At 58.2% G+C, this 18864-nt stretch carries 19 protein-coding genes; 9 read left to right on the forward strand and 10 right to left on the reverse strand.

Annotated features, from left to right (window positions below; genetic code table 11):
• Positions 1–116 precede the first annotated feature (116 nt).
• Positions 117–323, forward strand: a complete 207-nt coding sequence (locus Q1B15_RS22310) for a DUF6324 family protein (protein ID WP_299758231.1) — start codon at positions 117–119, stop codon at positions 321–323.
• Here Q1B15_RS22310 and Q1B15_RS22315 read toward each other — a convergent pair.
• The 3 genes from Q1B15_RS22315 to Q1B15_RS22325 all read right to left on the reverse strand — a co-directional run bounded on the left by Q1B15_RS22315 (position 301) and on the right by Q1B15_RS22325 (position 1819).
• Positions 301–765: an MmcB family DNA repair protein gene (locus tag Q1B15_RS22315; RefSeq protein ID WP_299758234.1), complete on the reverse strand. Its 465-nt coding sequence runs from the start codon at positions 763–765 to the stop codon at positions 301–303. The genes Q1B15_RS22310 and Q1B15_RS22315 overlap by 23 nt on opposite strands.
• Positions 766–1022: 257 nt before the next feature.
• Entirely contained in the window at positions 1023–1262 is a 240-nt protein-coding gene (locus Q1B15_RS22320; protein WP_299758236.1) for a hypothetical protein, read from the reverse strand.
• On the reverse strand, positions 1262–1819 hold the full coding sequence (locus Q1B15_RS22325; RefSeq protein ID WP_299758239.1) for a hypothetical protein: 558 nt from the start codon (positions 1817–1819) through the stop codon (positions 1262–1264). The genes Q1B15_RS22320 and Q1B15_RS22325 overlap by 1 nt, the downstream gene beginning before the upstream one ends.
• Positions 1820–1979: 160 nt before the next feature.
• On the opposite strand from Q1B15_RS22325, the gene Q1B15_RS22330 reads away from it, so the two are divergent.
• Positions 1980–2675, forward strand: a complete 696-nt coding sequence (locus Q1B15_RS22330; protein ID WP_299758241.1) for an endonuclease/exonuclease/phosphatase family protein — start codon at positions 1980–1982, stop codon at positions 2673–2675.
• Here the strand turns inward: Q1B15_RS22330 and pncB are convergent.
• The 6 genes from pncB to Q1B15_RS22360 all read right to left on the reverse strand — a co-directional run bounded on the left by pncB (position 2672) and on the right by Q1B15_RS22360 (position 11506).
• Positions 2672–3964: a nicotinate phosphoribosyltransferase gene (gene pncB / locus Q1B15_RS22335; protein ID WP_299758243.1), complete on the reverse strand. Its 1293-nt coding sequence runs from the start codon at positions 3962–3964 to the stop codon at positions 2672–2674. The genes Q1B15_RS22330 and pncB overlap by 4 nt on opposite strands.
• A gap of 53 nt (positions 3965–4017) precedes the next feature.
• On the reverse strand, positions 4018–5307 hold the full coding sequence (locus Q1B15_RS22340) for an O-acetylhomoserine aminocarboxypropyltransferase/cysteine synthase family protein (RefSeq protein ID WP_299758245.1): 1290 nt from the start codon (positions 5305–5307) through the stop codon (positions 4018–4020).
• Between the two features lie 67 nt (positions 5308–5374).
• Positions 5375–6259: a PAS domain-containing protein gene (locus Q1B15_RS22345; protein ID WP_299758248.1), complete on the reverse strand. Its 885-nt coding sequence runs from the start codon at positions 6257–6259 to the stop codon at positions 5375–5377.
• A 69-nt stretch (positions 6260–6328) separates the two neighbouring features.
• On the reverse strand, positions 6329–6613 hold the full coding sequence (locus tag Q1B15_RS22350; RefSeq protein WP_299758251.1) for a hypothetical protein: 285 nt from the start codon (positions 6611–6613) through the stop codon (positions 6329–6331).
• A gap of 486 nt (positions 6614–7099) precedes the next feature.
• The gene (locus Q1B15_RS22355; protein WP_299758254.1) at positions 7100–8992 is read right to left on the reverse strand and encodes an AMP-binding protein; all 1893 of its coding nucleotides are present in this window, start codon (positions 8990–8992) and stop codon (positions 7100–7102) included.
• A 231-nt stretch (positions 8993–9223) separates the two neighbouring features.
• Positions 9224–11506 carry an NADP-dependent malic enzyme gene (locus Q1B15_RS22360; protein ID WP_299758257.1) on the reverse strand — a complete coding sequence of 761 codons (2283 nt, stop codon included), beginning with the start codon at positions 11504–11506 and terminating at the stop codon, positions 9224–9226.
• A 142-nt stretch (positions 11507–11648) separates the two neighbouring features.
• Here Q1B15_RS22360 and Q1B15_RS22365 point away from each other — a divergent pair, with 142 nt between their 5' ends.
• From Q1B15_RS22365 to Q1B15_RS22395, 7 genes are all read left to right on the forward strand, one after another.
• Positions 11649–12734, forward strand: a complete 1086-nt coding sequence (locus Q1B15_RS22365; RefSeq protein ID WP_299758260.1) for a cupin domain-containing protein — start codon at positions 11649–11651, stop codon at positions 12732–12734.
• 62 nt (positions 12735–12796) lie between these two features.
• Entirely contained in the window at positions 12797–13189 is a 393-nt protein-coding gene (locus Q1B15_RS22370; protein WP_299758263.1) for a cytidine deaminase, read from the forward strand.
• Positions 13190–13192: 3 nt separating this feature from the next.
• A complete protein-coding gene (locus Q1B15_RS22375; protein WP_299758266.1) occupies positions 13193–14494 on the forward strand; it encodes a thymidine phosphorylase in 1302 nt (433 codons plus the stop codon).
• Positions 14494–15702, forward strand: a complete 1209-nt coding sequence (locus Q1B15_RS22380) for a phosphopentomutase (protein ID WP_299758270.1) — start codon at positions 14494–14496, stop codon at positions 15700–15702. The genes Q1B15_RS22375 and Q1B15_RS22380 overlap by 1 nt, the downstream gene beginning before the upstream one ends.
• 11 nt (positions 15703–15713) lie before the next feature.
• Entirely contained in the window at positions 15714–16685 is a 972-nt protein-coding gene (locus Q1B15_RS22385; RefSeq protein ID WP_299758310.1) for an adenosine deaminase, read from the forward strand.
• On the forward strand, positions 16682–17314 hold the full coding sequence (upp, locus tag Q1B15_RS22390; protein WP_299758273.1) for a uracil phosphoribosyltransferase: 633 nt from the start codon (positions 16682–16684) through the stop codon (positions 17312–17314). Before Q1B15_RS22385 ends, upp begins: the two co-directional genes overlap by 4 nt.
• A 70-nt stretch (positions 17315–17384) precedes the next feature.
• Complete coding sequence (locus Q1B15_RS22395) at positions 17385–17840, forward strand: hypothetical protein (RefSeq protein ID WP_299758275.1); 456 nt, start codon at positions 17385–17387, stop codon at positions 17838–17840.
• Here the strand turns inward: Q1B15_RS22395 and Q1B15_RS22400 are convergent.
• Positions 17837–18847 (reverse strand): hypothetical protein, encoded by a 1011-nt coding sequence (locus tag Q1B15_RS22400; protein WP_299758277.1) that lies wholly within the window; start codon positions 18845–18847, stop codon positions 17837–17839. The genes Q1B15_RS22395 and Q1B15_RS22400 overlap by 4 nt on opposite strands.
• Positions 18848–18864 lie beyond the last annotated feature (17 nt).

Here is an 18864-nt window from a genome sequence, read left to right on the forward strand (position 1 = left end):
GAGCATTATTCCTTGATTTTATCAAATATTTTGCAGTCTACTTGATTTTGTCAAGTATTGATCACCTTGCGTCTGGCGGCGGTCAAAGCTAGGCCACGGCGTCAGGAGGGCCGCACATGGGCATCAACAGCGAAAAAGAGATCGAAGCCAATTTGCAGATTGGTCCCACCGAGCTTGGGATGGTGCGTCTCTATATCGAAGGCAATGGGATCGATATCCCGATGGATTTCGATCCGGAAGAGGCCGAAGAGATCGCGGAAGAAATTAGGGCGGCAGCAGCGCGCGCGCGCGCGATGTCTTCTAAAGGCCCCAAGAAGGGATAAAGTCGGGATCGCGCGCCGCGTGCCATCTTGTGGCGGCGTGGCGGGCGAATTTCTGCACCATCACTTTACGCCGCGCAGGCGCGATCTTTTCCTCTGGCGCCATGCGCAGGATTTCGGCGTCGTAGGCGTCGGCGATGATGAGGCCGGTGTCGTCCGGCAGCAGGTCGGTCGGGAAGTCTTCGTCGACAGCCCAAAAAAAGCGGTCGCACCATTCTAGGTAGCCCTGCCATTTGTTGTCAGACTGAAAATCAGCGCGACTGGATTTACATTCGATCACCCAAACCTCGCCTTTCGGGCCAAGCGCCATAACGTCAACGCGCAGGCCAGAGGTTGGCGTCAGTTCTTCGACCGTGACAAAGTCATGGCTAGATAAGTGCCGACAGACACCACGGGCCAAAAGCTGGCCGGGTTTCTTTTCGGGAAGGGACAGATCGTCGGGCATCTGACATTTTTGAACAAAAGGTAAACATTTATCAAGACTGATTAGTGCTGGGCGGATTTGGCCCCTTGTCTAGGGCCGATGGGGGGCCTATTTGAGTGGTGACGGTTCTGCCCTTCTCGTGTCCGGGTCAAATTCCAGTGGCCTTACTCAATTCCTAGGGAGCTGGCTCTGTGCGGACCCTGGTCTGTTTACCTGGCGCCCACCTGTACATACAGGTCTTCGGGAATTTAAGCACCCTTACGGTCGCGGTGGTCCCGTCACTCTTCTCCGTCTTCCTTGCCGGCCATCATCATCACCGTGATGGCGATATGTGCGCCGCCGAAGACCGAGCCGCTGAAAAACGCCAAAAGCCAGAACGCCAGCGTACCTCCTTCGACCTTCACGACGAGGTGGCGCAGATTGGCGACGTTGAAACCGACAACAAGCATTGCGAACACGATGCCGAGCGCCAGACCGAAGAGGCCCTGGCGAATGAACAGACGCACCAGCGGGGGCATCAATCACTCTTCCCTGTTTTTGGCCTAATACCGAGGCGTCTGAAAAGCGATCGATTGTTCTGGACGAACTCTTCGATCATGCCGGAAAGCCCGACGCTTTGACCTTTGAGCCAGAAAAAGCCGGAGATCGCGCCGAAACTGGCCCCGATCGTGTCGGCGATCAGATCCCAGATGGTGTCGACAAGGCTGCTTTTCTGCCTGTTCAGCCTAAATATTCGATCCATCGCGATTTCGAATATTTCCCAAAGCGCACCGATGGAAAGCGCGACGGTAAAGGCAATGAGCCCAAGGGTCGAGGGAGGCGCGTCGTAGCGATCGCCCGGGAAGAGATAGCAGACGAATAGGAAGCCGATGATACCGAAACCCACGGTGGAACTGCTGCTCAAAAGGACATCCCACCACCAAAATTTATTATAGAAATAAGATAATTCACCTAAGAACTGTGCTCCAAAAAGGAAGAGAAAAATTGCGGCGAGGAAGCTGAGTGGAAGTTGGATATGAAAGCGGTTGGAAAAGATCCTTAGTAACAAAGTAAGGATGAGGGCGGTGATGATCACGAAGGCATTTGTACATTGCCGCGTCAAAAGCGCGACGCCAGAGGCAACGGCCAGAGGTCCCCGAACCGCGGGGGTCAGGTATCGGACGCACTCGAAATTCATAAATTCGATCTTATGTGATCAACAGAGCCGACAAAAGGAGAGCGCCGCAGTTTTGAACATGGATGAATTTACGCTCGCCAGTTGGAACATTCGTAAATGCGTTGGCTTGGATCGCAAGCGTGACCCTCTGCGCATTCTGCGGGGTCTGAACGGCCTTGGTGCGGATGTGGTGGCGTTGCAGGAGGCAGATCGCAGGCTTGGACGTCGTCCCGCGGCATTGCCGCTTTGGATGATTAAAAGCGAAACGGACTACACCCCGATTGGCGCCGGACGAAACGATGTCAGCCTTGGATGGCATGGCAATGCAGTACTTTTGGGGCCGGACGTGGAATGCCGCGGTGTTCAGGTGTTGGATTTGCCAGGGCTTGAGCCACGCGGTGCAGTCATCGCAGACATTGTCAGGGACGGCGTCGATATGCGGATTGTGGCGGTACACTTGGGGCTTTTGAGCCGCTCGCGGGGGCAACAATACCGCGCCATATTGGATCGGATGTCCAGAATGGGCGATCGTCCGACGGTGATCCTTGGCGATTTCAATGAGTGGGGCGCGGCCGGTGGTTTTTCAGCCTTGCCTGACTACGAAGTATATGCACCCGGCGCGACCTTCCACGCGTCTCGCCCCGTGGCTGCGTTGGATCGTTTCGCTTTAGGTCCCAGGGTCACTTTACGGGATGCCGCGGTTGTTGAGACGTCTTTGACCAGGGTTGCGTCGGACCACCTTCCGATCACAGCAAGGGTGAAGGTTGCCGTCTAGACGATGACGTCTTGCGCTTCCTGTTCACCGACTCCGAAAACACGCTTATAGCGCTGGATCTCGGAATTGGGGCCCATGGCTTTTCGCGGGTTGTCGCTGAGTTTCACTGTCGGATTGCCATTGGCCGAGACGGCTTTGCAGACCACTGAAAATGGCGCCAGCGCGTCGTTTGGGACGAGGCCACGGAAGTCGTTAGTGAGCATCGTGCCCCAGCCGAAGCTGACGCGGACGCGGCCCGAGAATTTGCCATGAAGTTCTATGATCTTGTCGACGTCGAGGCCATCGGAGAAAATGATCAGCTTTTCTGACGGGTCTTCGCCGCGATCTTTCCACCAACGTATCGCGCTTTCCGCTGCGATTTCAGGATCGCCGGAATCGATGCGAATGCCTGTCCAGCCTGCGAGCCAGTCCGGCGCATTTTGAAGGAACCGCTCGGTGCCATAGGTGTCGGGCAAAATTATGCGCAGGTTGCCGTCGTGTTCTTCCTGCCAATCGGCGAGGACATCGTAAGGGGCTTGAGCGAGGTCTTTATCCGAAGTGGCCAATGCGGAGTAGACCATCGGCAATTCATGGGCGTTTGTGCCGATCGCCTCGAGATCGCGGTTTTTGGCGATCAGGCAATTGGAAGTGCCAATGAAATTTTTTCCAAGCCCTTCGTTGAGCGCCTGCACACACCAGTCCTGCCACAGGAACGAGTGGCGACGCCGCGTGCCGAAATCGGCGAGGAGAAGGTCGTCGATGCCGCGCAAACCCGCGACTTTTTCCCAGACGCGGGTCATGGCCTGAGCGTAAAGCACTTGAAGCTCGAACCGGCCCATGTCTTTGAGAACCGCGCGGCCACGCAGCTCCATTAAGACGGCAAGGGCGGGGATTTCCCAGAGCATAACTTCGGGCCAGGAGCCTTCGAAAGTAAGCTCATACTGATCGCCAACGCGTTCGAGGTGGTAGTCTGGCAGGCGCATATTTTCGAACCATGTCATGAAGTCCGAGCTGAACATCTGGCGTTTGCCGTAGAAGGTATTGCCGCGCAGCCAGGTGCTTTCGCCACGGCTGAGGGACAGGGATCGGATATGGTCAAGCTGTTCGCGCAGTTCGCCTTCGTCGATCAGATTCGCCAGCGGAATATGCTTTGCGCGGTTGATCAGGCTGAAGGTGACGCGGGTGTCGGGGTGGTTGTGAAACACCGACTGGCACATCAACAATTTGTAGAAGTCGTCGTCGATCAGCGAGCGTACAATCGGGTCGATCTTCCACTTGTGGTTCCAGACTCGGGTGGCGATGTCGACCATGATATTCCCTTAAGGAGCAGGACCGGGGCAGGAGGGCCGCCCCGGTCGATCCGTTAAGCCGTGGCTTTTGCAAGTGCCTGATCAAGATCGGCGATGATATCGGCCGGGTCTTCAATGCCAATCGACACGCGCACGACATTGTTGTCAGCGCCAGCAGCGACGCGCTGTTCGTCCGACAATTGGCGGTGCGTTGTGGACGCCGAGTGGATGATCAGCGAGCGCGCATCGCCAAGGTTGGCGACGTGGCTGAACAGTTCAACGGAGTCGATCAGCTTCACGCAGGCGTCGTAGCCTCCTTTGATTGCGAAGGTGAACAGCGCACCTGCACCTTTGGGGCAAATGCGCTCTATGCGGTCATAGTAGGGCGAGCTTTTGAGACCTGCATAGGTGACTTTTTCGATCCGAGGATCGTTTTCAAGCCAATTCGCGACTATTTGCGCGTTGGCCACGTGCTTGTCCATGCGCAGCGACAGCGTCTCGATGCCCATCAGCGTGTAGTGCGCGCCTTGCGGGTTCATCGTCATGCCAAGGTCGCGCAGACCGACAGCGATCGAGTGGAATGTGAACGCCATTCCGCCCAGAGCTTCGTAGAAATTGAGGCCGTGGTAGGCAGCTTCAGGTGATGCGAGCGAGGGGAACTTGCCGGAAGCCGCCCAGTCGAACTTGCCGCTGTCTACAATTGCGCCGCCAGTCACGGTGCCATTGCCGGTGAGGTATTTTGTCGTTGAGTTCACAACAAGCGTCGCACCATGTTCAATCGGTCGGCAGAGGTACGGCGTGGCCGATGTGTTGTCGACGATAAGCGGCAGGCCCACGTCATTGGCCAATTCGCCAATGGCGTCGAGGTCAGTGATGTAGCCGCCGGGGTTCGCGATACTTTCGCAGAAGATCGCGCGCGTATTGTCGTCGACGGCGGCCCTGACGGCGTCAAGGTCGTCGAAGTCGACAAGTCTTGCCGACCAGCCGAAGCGTTTGATGGTATGGGTAAGCTGCGTGTAGGAGCCGCCATAGAGACGGGTGGAGGCCACGATATTGCAGCCGGGCATCATCAGCGGGAACAGAGCCATAATTTGTGCGGCGTGACCGGACGAGCAGCAGATGCCTCCTACGCCGCCTTCAAGGTGGGTGATGCGTTCTGCGAGGGCCGACACGGTCGGATTGGTCAGGCGCGAATAGATATAGCCAACTTCTTCCAGATTGAAGAGTTTTGCGGCGTGATCGGCGTCGCGAAAGGCATATGCCGTTGTCTGATAGATCGGGACCTGGCGGGCGCCTGTTGCCGGATCCGGATGCGCACCGGCGTGAATTTGAAGTGTATCAAAGCCTAGTTGGCGTTCGGACATTTTTTGGGTCTCCCTGAATTAAGTTGGTCGGATCCTAGAATAGTGCCGTGCGGGCTGCAATGCCGGATCAGATGCCGATCAGGCGCATGACAACCACGTAATAGACGGTGTCTTTGTATTGGGCTGCGCTGACGGTCACCACAAGGCGTTCGACAATAGCTCCGCGGATCGTCAGTTGGACAGAGTCCTCGACGCGGTGCTGCGCGAGCATTTCGACCGGAGAATACGGCGCGTTCAGCGGCATGCCCGTGGCCGGTTCAAATGCTTCGTCGCGGCGCACGACGGGAAGGTCGAACATGGTTTGCGCCGCACGGTTTGCATAGACGACTTTTTCGTCCTCTGTGACGACCATGACCGGGTCGATCATCAGCTCGAGTCCCGCGCGCAGTTCGTTCTCCGGGACGTTAAGGGCCAAAAATCCCGTGACCGCGCCCGCATCGTTCACACGTGGGACAATATAGCGTTGCCAGGCCCGCACAAAGATGTGCTGCGGCGGCTCATGCTCGGAATATACGGATTGGCCGCGCTCAATCATTGCGCTGTACAGACCGGTGAAAAACGTGCCGACATGGCCGGCGATTTCCGACGTGAGATGGCCGGTCAAATCCCGCCCGTAGTTCTGGGCAATACCTGCGCCGTAGTAGGTGTAAAGAAAGTTATTCTCGCCCTCGACGGGCTCGATCATCATGATCCATTCCTTAAGGTCCCCGAAAACATCGAGGTTGATATCACCGTCGGGCAATGTGCCGTCATCGCGCGCGAGCACCCGGCATATGGCAGCGAATTCGCGCAATAGTGGATTGCGGATTTCTACGTCAGTGGGGGACCAGATAACGTCTGGCGCGCGTGCGCCTGCTGCGTTGAACATTTGGCGGACAAGGTTGGGCGCGGCCGGAGCGAAGCTGTCCGCGATTAGGTCAATCACGTCATGCTTGGAATCTCGCTGTGCCATATTTGTGCCCGTTCGTTGGTTTTCGTGCCCCGCCTTTAACCTGCTCGCGCGGCGTTCAGATTGCAAGGATCAGCGCATCCAGAGACGGTCTCTTTCTATCCGGGCGCGTTTGGTTTTGTTCGCGCGCGCGTCTGGTCCTCGAAGAAGACCAATTGTGCGTCGCCTGTACGTGCACAAAAAAAACGGCAGGGCGCGCCAGTGCAGTGTCATCTCGCCGTCGAGGCCATCCGGTGCAGGGCCGGGACAACCGCGACCCAAGGCTGAGACGACGACGGACAGGACGAACTGGTCAATCCAGGGAAACAGGCTTCGCGCGGTAAGTTCTTCCATCGGGTCATCGCGCGGGCTGGTCATCACAGCAAGACTCCGGTCGCGAAAGTCTTGTAGGGCGCGGCCGAAGAACCAATCCCGATTGAAATGGCGATAGTGATATCCGGGGCTATAGAGCGGCGGATCGGGCCATCGAGGCCGAGGGATGGTCTAAATCAAATGAGATTTGATCGATAAGGCCGGTGAATAGCGTGTCAGTGTCAAAGAAGACGACGGGCTCGTTGGGGGCCAGTGTCGAAAGGGCCTCGACTTTGCTGCCTTGGGGGCGGTTTTGCCGAAGTGCTTGGTTTCAACGGGGCGGATTTCTGCGCCGAGGTCTTGCAAAAGTCTCTGCACCCCGTCGTCGGTGATGCCGCAGTCTCCGCGCCAGTTAGGGCCGGGGCGGGTTCTACCGCGATACGTTTGCCTTATAGGTCAATCTCCCCGACTGGGCGAAGATAAGAAGGGTGGGGCATGTTCCGGGCACCTTAGCCGTGTGATTTCGCGCTGAACAGACGCGTGCTGGGCGCTTTAGCTTTTGGCGTAGCCGATGCCTTGGAGAGCGTCCTTGATTTCGTCAAGGATGACCGGGTCGTCGATGGTTGCTGGCATCTTAAAGTCAGTGCTGTCGGCGATTTTCACCATGGTCGCGCGCAAGATTTTGCCCGACCGCGTTTTCGGCAGGCGCGGCACGACGCAAGCGAGTTTGAAGGCGGCGACGGGGCCGATGCTATCGCGGACAAGCTTGACGCAATCTGCCACGATTTCCGCGTCCGAGCGCGTTGTGCCTGAGTTGGTGCAAAGAAAGCCAACCGGAAGCTGGCCCTTCAACTCGTCCGTCACACCGATGACTGCGCATTCCGCGACGTCCGGGTGGGCTGCAAGGACTTCTTCCATTCCGCCCGTGGACAGCCGGTGGCCGGCGACGTTGATGACGTCATCAGTGCGTGCCATAATGTAGAGGTAGCCGTCGTCGTCGACGTAGCCTGCGTCTCCGGTTTCGTAGTAGCCGGGGAAATGATCGAGATAGCTTTTGCGGAAGCGGTCTTCGGCGTTCCAGAGCGTGGGAAGTGTGCCCGGAGGAAGCGGCAGTTTGGCGGCAATCGCGCCAAGCTCGCCCGGTGGCAAGGGATGCCCGGCTTCATCGAGAATTTGGATGTCCCAACCCGGCATAGCGACAGACGGTGAGCCGATTTTGACGGGCAGCGCCTCGATCCCCATTGGGTTGGCAGCGATCGCGTAACCCGTTTCAGTTTGCCACCAATGGTCGATGACAGGCACGTTCAGCATCTTCACGGCCCATTCGATTGTGTCGGGGTCGGCGCGCTCTCCGGCGAGATAAAGCGTCTGGAGCGACGAAAGGTCGTAATCGGCGACAAGTTCGCCCTTCGGGTCCTGACGCTTGATGGCGCGGAAGGCGGTCGGAGCCGTGAAGAGGACTTTGACTTTGTGTTCCTGAATGACGCGCCAGAAGGTGCCTGCATCGGGGGTTCCAACAGGCTTGCCTTCAAAGACGATGGTGGTGTTGCCGTGGATGAGCGGCGCGTAACAGATGTAACTGTGGCCGACGACCCAGCCGACGTCTGAGGCCGCCCAATACACGTCGCCGGGTTCGACATTGTAGATATTTTTCATCGTCCAATGCAGCGCAACCAGATGGCCGGCTGTCGGGCGCACGACGCCTTTAGGCTGTCCGGTCGTGCCTGAGGTGTAGAGAATGTAGGCCGGGTGGTCGCCGGAGACCGGGACACAGTCGGCAGCGGCGACACCGCTTTGCACATCGTTCCAGTCGAAGTCGCGCCCTTCGATCAGGGTGCCGACGGCCTGTTCTCGCTGGAAAATAATGGTGAAGTCGGGCTTGAAGTCGGCCATGTCGATGGCGGCATCAAGAAGCGGTTTGTATTCGACGATGCGCCCCGGCTCGACGCCACAGGACGTGGCGATGATGGCTTTGGGTTTGGCGTCATCAATGCGCACTGCAAGCTCATGGGCTGCAAAACCGCCGAACACGACAGAGTGGATCGCGCCAATCCGCGCGCAGGCGAGCATTGCAACAAGCGCTTCAGGAACCATCGACATATAGATGACGACGCGATCGCCCTTACTGATGCCTTTGGCCGCAAGCGCCCCCGCGAGCGATGCGGTCTGTGTCTGTAGTTCTTTATATGTAGTGGTGCTTTTCGCGCCGGTAATTGGGCTGTCGTAAATGATTGCCACGCGGGCGCCGTTGCCAGCCTCGACATGGCGATCAACGGCATTCCAGCATGTGTTAACTTGCGCCTCGGTGAACCACTCATAAAGCGGTGCAGCATCCGCGTTCAGCGCGCGGCTTGGCGGTGTGACCCAATCGATGGCTTTCGCCGCCTCCATCCAAAAAGCGTCCGGGTCTGCTTGTGCAGCTAGATAGACATCGCGATAGCCCATGGGTCCCTCCTCCTCGAGTTGCTTACGGAATAGGGCCACAGATGGGCCTCGGGCAAGCTTTGCGGGGCTGGGCGTGGCAGTTTATCGCAAAATATTTGCAGAGTTTGCGATCAGGGGTTGCAAAATTTTGCAAATCCCGTGGCGTTATGCTTTTGACGCGGCCACATGGCCTTGCGATTGCAAACTTGCAAAGTCGGCGCGACGGCAGAGAGCGCTCGCGCCGAGAATCGCTTAGCTGTAGAGCGACAAAGGCGTCCCCGCGAGGGCTGACATGTTCAGCAAGCCACGGGCGGTGATCGACGGTGTCACGATATGCGCGCGGTTTCCCATGCCCATCAGGATGGGTCCAACCTCAAGACCTCCGGCCTTCATCTTGAGGATATTCCGAACGCCTGAGGCCGCGTCAGTGTTGGCGAAGACCAACACGTTGGCAGGCCCCTCAAAGCGCGCGTTCGGCATGATGCGTGCGCGCAATTCGGGATCAAGGGCTACGTCGGCGTGCATTTCGCCCTCGTATTCAAAGTCGCGCGGTTCGCTATCGAGGATGTCGACTGCGCCACGCATCCGGCGGCCTGTTTCGCAATCAAGATTCCCGAACTGGCTATGCGAGCAAAGCGCGATTTTGGGAGCAAGCCCGAAGCGTCGCACATGGCGCGCGGCAGCGATCACGGTTTCGGCGACCTGATGTGGTGTGGGCTCCGGGTAGACTTGGGTGTCGGCGACAAACATAGGGCCATCTTCGAGGATCATCAGGCTGAGCGCGCCAATCGCATGGAGGCCGTCGGTGGCCAAAATCTGATTGATGTAATTTAGATGCCACAGATATTGGCCAAACATTCCACAGATTAGGCTGTCGGCTTCGCCACGATGGACCATGACCGCGCCGATTGCGGTTGTATTGGTGCGCATTACGGCGCGCGCCAGGTCAGGCGTCACACCGTGGCGATCCATCAGGCCATGATATGTCTGCCAGTAGTCGCGATAGCGGGGATCGTTTTCCGGGTTCACCACCTCGAAGTCGACGCCTGCGTGAATGGCAAGGCCCGCGCGTTCGATCCGGCTTTCGATGACGTCTGGACGTCCGATAAGGATCGGCTTGTCCGTCATCGTCTCGAGCATTGCATTGGCGGCCCGCAGAACGCGTTCGTCTTCGCCTTCGGCAAAAACGATCGTGCGCTGGGCAGTTGCTGCGGCGTCAAATACCGGGCGCATTAGCATGGCGGATTTGAAGACCGACCCGTCAAGCTTGTGCTTATAGGCCTGCATGTCTTCGAGTGGTCGCTCTGCTACCCCGGTTTCCATGGCCGCACCCGCGACGGCACTTGCGACGACACCTATCAGGCGAGGATCAAAGGGCTTCGGGATCAGGTAGTCGGCGCCGAAGGTCAGTTGCTCGCCCTTATAGGCGGCGGCGGCTTCGGCGCTTGTGGTTGCGCGGGCCAAAGCGGCAATACCTTCAACGCAGGCGATTTTCATTTCGTCGTTGATGGTTGTGGCACCCACATCAAGCGCGCCACGGAAGATGAACGGGAAGCACAGGACGTTGTTGACCTGATTTGGATAGTCCGAGCGACCGGTTGCAATAATGGCGTCGGGAGCAACTTCGCGCGCGAGTTCCGGCATGATTTCAGGCGTTGGATTTGCGAGCGCAAAAATAATTGGACGCGCGGCCATTTTCTTTACCATTTCCGGCGTCAGGATGCCTGGCCCGGAAAGGCCGAGAAACAGGTCAGCGCCGTCGATCACATCAGCAAGCGAGCGCGCCCCCCCTGGCTGTGCGTAGTCTGCTTTTTGCGGGGTCATATCTTTCTCGCGGCCCTCATGTACGAGGCCTTCGATGTCGACGAGGAAGACGTTTTCGCGTTTAACGCCAAGCTTCAAAAGCATGTTCAGACAGGCGATGCCGGCGGCTCCGCCACCGGTGGAGACGATTTTGATGTCCTCGAATGCCTTGCTGGCAACGCGCAAGGCGTTGGTGGCGGCGGCACCGACGACGATTGCCGTGCCATGTTGGTCGTCGTGAAACACCGGGATGTTCATTCGCTCGCGGCAGATTTTCTCAACGATAAAGCAATCCGGCGCTTTGATGTCTTCAAGGTTGATCGCGCCGAATGTGGGTTCAAGCGCACAGACGATATCGGCGAGCTTTTCGGGATCGTTTTCGTTCAACTCGATGTCGAAACAATCAATATTCGCGAACTTTTTGAACAGGACGGCTTTGCCCTCCATCACCGGCTTGGACGCAAGGCCGCCGATGTTGCCAAGACCAAGTACCGCGGACCCGTTGGTGACCACTGCGACAAGGTTGCCGCGGGCAGTGTAGTCGCGGGCAGTTTTAGGATTGGCTTTAATCTCGAGGCAGGCTTCCGCCACACCGGGTGAGTAGGCAAGGGCCAGATCGCGCCCGTTTGCCAGAGGCTTCGTGGCGCGTATTTCGAGCTTTCCGGGCTTGGGGTTGGCGTGATAATAAAGGGCTGCCTTTCGGAGCGCCTCCTGTTTCGGATCGCTTGTCATCCCATCCCTCCCGAATTTTGTTTAACGTTAAACAATCTGTTTGTCTGCGCTTAGCCTGAGCCAGAAACGACGTCAAGGTGACAGGCTTGCGCTACGACTTTATGGACGGCAGTCTGCGGCACATTGGGCGAGGAGAGCAAGAATGACCGACATCCGTGCCGAAGTACGACTTCCGACTAAGGAACTGCGCGACGATATTCCGTTCTTTACCAAAGTGTTGAAGATGCGGATGGACACGATCTATCCGGCGGATGATCCCACTGTAGCGGTATTTTCCGGACATGGCCTTCGGGTGCGGGTAGACGCAAACGCGACTGAGCCGCCCGGAACGCTTCGCATTTTGACGCAAGATCCGGACGGATTTGCGGACGGTCAACGTGTGCTGGGCGCGCCAAATGGTACCCGGATTGAGATTGACGCGCTGAACCCGCCCTTCGTTTTGCCTGAGACCGAGTATGCTTTTGTCGTGCGGCGTCTTGCCGACCAAGCCCCTTGGGTGATTGGCCGTGCGGGCATGCAGTACCGTGATCTTATCCCGTCGCGACTGGGCGGGTCCATCATCGCAAGTCACATCCGCATTCCGGACGGCGGGCCGGTGCCGGACATGGTTCACTATCATACGGTTGGGTTTCAGCTTATTTTTTGTTACCGGGGTTGGGTTGATCTTGTCTATGAGGATCAAGGCGAACCGTTCCGTTTGTTCGCGGGAAACTGCGTGATCCAGCCACCGGAAATTCGCCATCGGGTACTTTACGCAAGCGATAATATCGAGGTCATCGAGATTGGCGTGCCTGCCGAGCATGTCACAACGATTGATCATGACATGGAGCTGCCGAACGCCTCAGTGGATCCGGAACGCCGCTTTCAGGGCCAACGGTTTGTGCATCATAAGGCCGATGAGGCGAAATGGAGCGCGTTTCGACTGCCGGGGTATCAAAGTCGGGACACAACGATCGAGGTCAATACCGATGGGGTCGCGGGCGTCCATGTCGTGCGACGTGGCGTAGGCGTACCGGAATGGACGCGTCATGAGGGCGATATTTTGTTTACTTTCGTAATGGAGGGCACGATGACACTGGAGGGCGAGGGCAAAGACCCGTTCCGCCTTTCTCCGGGCGACGCGTTCGTGATCCCGCCCGAGATGATGACCAGATACGCCGATCCGACGGACGATATCGAATTTCTGGAAGTCGCGCTTCCTGGCGCGTTTCGCACGATTTCCGTCTGAGCGCCCTTGCGCTTGGCTGTCCCTCGGGTCACGCTTGGGAAAAGCCCGAGGGAGAGCTCCTGATGAGCCTGATCGACGATGCCGCGCGTGTGCGGGAAAACGCCTATGCGCCTTACTCAAAGTTCAAGGTAGGGGCCGCGCTGAAGACTGCGTCGGGGGCTGTTTTTGTGGGCTGCAATGTCGAGAACGTGGCCTACCCTGAAGGCACATGTGCTGAAGCGGGGGCGATCGCTGCGATGATTGCGGCCGGTGAGGTTAGCTTTATCGAAGTGGCGGTTATTGCTGAAAGCCCGTCGCCCGTGCCGCCGTGTGGGGGATGTCGGCAAAAGCTGGCAGAGTTCGCCGAAAGTGGTGCTCAGATCACCATGGCAACGACAGAAGGCGCGCACCTCGAGATGGCCGTGGCCGACCTTTTGCCGGGTGCGTTCGTGGCAGGCCACATGGATCAGGTCTGAGAGATGGACGCCCCCCGCATCATCAGGAAATTACGTGACCGCGAGGAGCCGACGCAGGCCGAGCTGAATTGGTTCGCACGGGGTTTGGCTTCGGGGGGCGTTTCCGATGCGCAGGCCGGGGCATTCGCGATGGCGGCCTGTGTCAACGGCCTGTCGGAAGACGCACGTGTGGCGTTGACGTTGGCGATGCGGGATTCGGGCGATGTCTTAGAGTGGGATTTGCCGGGCGCGGTCATCGACAAGCATTCGACCGGCGGGATTGGCGATTGTACGTCTTTGCTGTTGGCGCCGATGTTGGCCGCGGCGGGGGCCTTTGTGCCGATGATTTCGGGGCGCGGTTTGGGGCACACCGGCGGAACGCTTGATAAACTTGAGGCGATCCCCGGCGTGTCGACGGATGTTGATGAGGCGCGATTCCGCAAGATGACGCGCGACATCGGTTGTGCGATTGTATCGGCAGCATCCGACATGGCACCGGCGGACAAGCGGCTTTATGCGGTGCGCGATGTAACGTCGACTGTGGAGAGTGTGGATCTGATCACAGCGTCGATCCTGTCCAAGAAACTTGCGGCAGGTCCTGAGGCGTTAATTTTGGACGTCAAAACTGGTTCTGGCGCTTTTATGGAAAGTCTTGAAGCGTCGACAGCGCTGGCTGAAGCGTTGGTGAAGACGGCCAATGGTGCGGGCTGCAAGACGGCGGCTTTGATCACCGACATGAATCAGCCACTGGCCCCGGCGGCAGGCAATGCATTGGAAGTGGCCGTAATAATGGAGGCGCTGACAGCGCCGAAAAACTCGCGACTGGTTGAGGTGACCTTGGCGCTTGGAGCTGAATTGTTGGTTCTTGCCGGGATTGAGACCGAGGCCGAAACGGCCGCAATAAAACTGAGCGAACCCCTTACCAGCGGTAAGGCAGCCGAGATTTTTGATCGGATGATCGCCGAAATGGGCGGGCCGAAAGATTTCGCAAGCGACTGGAAGCGGCGATTGCCGGAGGCCAATGTGATCCGCGAAATTCCGGCACCTACGGCAGGTGTTGTTGCGGCATTGAACGGGCGCGGGATTGGCATCGGCGTGGTCCACATGGGCGGCGGCCGTCTGAAGGGCGGCGAGCGGATTGATCCTTCGGTCGGATACTCTGAGATCCTGGAGCTGGGCACGCGCGTGATAAAGGGGCAGCCGCTGGCGCGTCTTCATGCGGCAAGCGAGCGCGCGGCACAGGAAGCTGAAAAGGCGTTTTTAGCGTCGGTTGAAATTGGTGAGGCCGCAAGCCCCGGGTCGTTGATCGTGGCGAAGGTAGGCTGATGGCGCGCGCGTTTATTATTGTCCTTGATAGCGTCGGTATTGGCGGCGCACCGGACGCGGATAAGTTTTTTAATGGCGACACCCCGGACACCGGCGCGAACACGCTGGCACATATTGCTGGTGCCTGCGCGGCCGGTGATGCAGAGGAGGGGCGCAGCGGCCCGCTTCTGGTGCCAAATCTTGCACGCATTGGATTGAAAAGTGCGGTGAAGTTGAGTTCGGGCGATGATACTGCGGGATTGCCGGACGCGGAGCGGGGCCTTTGGGGCGCGGCGACGGAAGTTTCGCCCGGCAAAGATACTCCGTCCGGGCATTGGGAATTGGCGGGTGTGCCCGTTCCGTGGGATTGGACGTACTTTCCTGACGCCAACCCTACGTTTCCGTTGGAGCTGACCTCAGAAGTGGCGCGGCTTGCGGGGACGGACGGGATATTGGGCAACTGCCACGCGTCCGGCACCGAGATTATTGCGCGTCTTGGCGAAGAGCATATCCGCACCGGCTGGCCTATTTGTTATACGTCTGCGGACAGCGTTTTTCAGATTGCGGCTCACGAAGAGTACTTTGGTCTGGAGCGCCTTCTGGACCTGTGCCGGGGGCTTGCGCCGACGCTGCACGGCATGAAAGTTGGGCGCGTTATTGCGCGGCCCTTCGTGGGTGAACCGCTGGCGTTTGAGCGCACGGGAAATCGTAGGGACTTCGCAATCGCGACCCCGTCGCCAACCCTGTGCGACTGGGTGCAGGGAGCGGGGCGGCATGTCTCTGGCGTTGGAAAGATAGGCGATATTTTCTCAATGCGTGGGATCGACGAGGTGCGTAAGGGCGATGATGCTACTTTGATGGAGCATCTGCTTGATATCATGGCCGAGGCGTCTGATGGTACGTTCACCTTTGCCAACTTCGTGGAATTCGACAGTCTTTACGGCCATCGTCGGGATGTTTCAGGCTATGCGCTTGCGCTGGAATGGTTTGACACTCAAATGCCCCGGATCGAGGCCGCTATGCGTCCGGGCGATCTTGTGCTGTTCACCGCAGATCACGGGAATGACCCGACCTGGATCGGGACAGACCACACGCGCGAGCGTGTCCCGGTTTTGGGCTTGGGCGTTGGTGCAAAGCCGATTGGACAGGTCGCCTTTGTTGATGTGGCCGCTTCAGTGGCGGCGCATCTTGGAGTCCCTTCGCAAGGGCCCGGAAGGAGTTTTCTGTGACGGTTTCTCAAATGCCGAAAGTCGAATTGCATCTTCATCACGAAGGGGCGGCGCCCCCTGGGTTCATTCGCGGCTTAGCGGCAGAAAAGAAGGTCGATCTGTCAGGGATTTTCGATGAAAGCGGCGGGTATAAGTACAAGGACTTTTGGGACTTTCTGAAGGTCTATGAGGCGGCGACCAGCGTGTTACACACACCTGAGGATTTTGCGCGGCTGACGACGGCGGTTTTGGAAGAAAGTGCCGCATCGGGTGTGATTTATTCTGAGACGTTTCTGTCGCCGGATTTCTGTGGGAACCGCGATGTGGGGGCCTGGCGCGAATACCTTGCGGCTATTCGTGAGGCGGCCGATGCTGCCGAGGCCGAACATGGAATTGTGTTGCGCGGGATCGTCACGTGCATCCGACATTTTGGCCCTGATAAAGCACGCGAAACGGCGAAATGTGCGGCGGAAACGGTTGGTGACTGGATCGTGGGGTTCGGAATTGCGGGCGACGAGAAAGCTGGCAAGCTTAAGGATTTTGAGTGGAGCTTTGATTGCGCCCGCGAGGCGGGATTGCGGCTGACGGCGCATGCCGGCGAATGGGGCGGGCCTGAAAGCGTACGCGATGCGCTGGACGATCTCCGCGTTGAACGCATTGGCCACGGTGCGCGCGCGATCGAAGACCTGACTTTGGTGGACCGTTTGGTGAAAGACGGGATTGTTCTTGAGGTCTGTCCGGGGTCAAACGTGGTCTTGGGTGCTTATCCTGACTGGCACTCTCACCCGATCCATCGTCTTAGGGAGCGGGGCGTGAAGGTGACGGTCTCGACCGATGACCCGCCGTTCTTTCACACGACGATGGTGAATGAATACAACCGTTTGGCAGATGCCTTTGAGTGGGACGAGGGGGTCTTCGACGAGATCGCCCGTACCAGTCTGGAGGCCGCGTTTTGCGACGCGCAAACGAAAGCGAAACTTTTGAAACGAATGGAGCCATCATGAGCAAGCATCTGACTGTCGTCGACCATCCGCTTGTTCAGCACAAGCTGAGCCTAATGCGGGATAAAGACACGTCTACGGCGGTGTTTCGCCAGCTTTTACGAGAAATCAGCCACTTATTAGCGTATGAGGTGACACGCGGGTTGCCGATGACCACGCGCGAGATCGAAACGCCGATCAAAACGATGCAAGCGCCCGTTCTTGACGGTCGCAAACTTGCGCTGGTGTCGATCTTGCGCGCAGGCAACGGATTGCTTGATGGGATGCTTGATCTGATCCCGTCGGCGCGAGTTGGGTTTGTCGGGCTTTACCGCGATGAAGAAACGCTGAAGCCGGTGCAATACTATTGTAAGTTGCCGAGCGAATTGTCGGATCGATTGGTCATTGCCGTGGATCCGATGCTTGCGACCGGTAATTCATCGGTTGCGGCGATTGATCTTATCAAAGAGCGCGGGGCGACGGACATTCGGTTCCTCTGTCTGCTGGCTGCGCCCGAAGGCGTGGCCCGCATGAAAGAAGCGCATCCGGACGTACCCGTGGTCACAGCGTCGCTTGATGAGCGATTGAACGAGCTTGGTTATATTGTGCCTGGGCTTGGCGATGCGGGAGATCGGATGTTTGGGACAAAATAGGCTAAACGCTCTTTACAGGGCTGGGTAGTCAAGTCATTTTAGCCACAACATCTTGGGGAAGGATCGATCCATGCGCGCATATATTGGTAGTTTAGCGGTTTTTGTCATTTCCGCAGTGGCGGCCACAGGCTCTCCAGCGCAAATGCCGCCGGACGATTACATCGGGCGCGCGTTTGTTGACAGTGAGGGATGTGCTTTCAGTCGCGCTGAGATGAATGACGCGATTGTCTGGGTCGCACGACTTGATGCTTCACGCGCTCCGATTTGCGACGAAGTGCCGACGTTTTCGGGAGCAACCGAAAGAGTGTTCGTGACGTCTCCGGTCTCGGTCAGTGCGGCGGCGACGTCCGCGCCGGTCGTTTCAAAGCGCGCAGTACCTGCTAACGCTTTCTCACCAAAGGGGTTCCGGCCGGCGTGGAATGACGGCCGGCTTAATCCGAACCGGGGGCCGCGCACGTCTGCAGGGGACGCGGCAATGTTGCGGATTTGGTCTAACGATGTGCCGATGGTTCGGCGCGGGAACTAGGCCTCACAAATCTGTTGAAGCGCGATCCACTCGCTGTCCGTCAAAAGCGGGGAGGTCGGGATTTGTGCGCCTGCATTCGCCAGGATCTCGACCGTCTCAGCCGCTGGGGAAACAGCCGTGAGATAGGCGTTGGGTTTCACTTCTGTAAGGATAAATTGATTCGCAAGCGCGCGGCTGTCGAGCGTCGCCCGATTAGCCACGATCAGGCGCTCGGCATGGGCGCGCAAGTCGTCCCCAGACATGTCCCCCGTCGTCAAAAGTCCAAATGCTGCGCCAAGGCCTGCGTCTTTTAACAAGCGCTCGAACGGGTCGTTTTCAACGCGTCGGAGGTTTTCGGCCAGAAGGAAACCGGCAAGGACATCCACCGTTTCAAAGTCTTCGACTAGCTTGTGGCTGACCAACAACGTGCCGCCTGGCAGATGTTGCGTCGTTTCAAGCGCCGAAGGAAGAATGAGTACGGTCAGGCTGTCACCGGGAAACAGGCGTTCCGTCAACCGGTCAAGGGCTGCCCGGGCTGTTGGTTGTTCGCAATGCGCCCCCGTCAGCCGTTCAATGTCGGAAGTAAGCCGTGCCCCGATGCTGTCGCGTGTGGCTTCGGGAATGATGCTTGAGGCGTACTTTGAAAGCGCGCCGGGCAGCCAGAAAACACCCAGGCCAAGGATTGCCGCGCCGATGCCGCTAAAGATCAGTGTTCGAAGACGCCCGGGATGGCGACCTTGGCGGCGCACAGCGCGAAGCACTTTTTCCACCGCGTCGATCATTTCGTCGTCGGCAATTTCCAACGTTTCCGGAGTGTCATCGCCTGGGGCGTATATCGCGGGTCGCGTGCCGGGGTTTTGACGGCGGATGGCAGGCAGGGACCAGTGGGTGAGGGCGACCTCGTTAAGGTCGGTTAACGTGAGCGTTGCGTCTCCGATGGCGACGAAGATATCGCGCCTTTGCGCGTCATCATCGGCGCGCCAGACACCCTCGGATTCCAGCCGCTGGTATTTTGCAAGCACTGTCACCCGCTCGACCGCCCCGC

The sequence above is a fragment of the uncultured Boseongicola sp. genome, assembly GCF_937988555.1.
Taxonomy (GTDB): Bacteria; Pseudomonadota; Alphaproteobacteria; order Rhodobacterales; family Rhodobacteraceae; genus Boseongicola.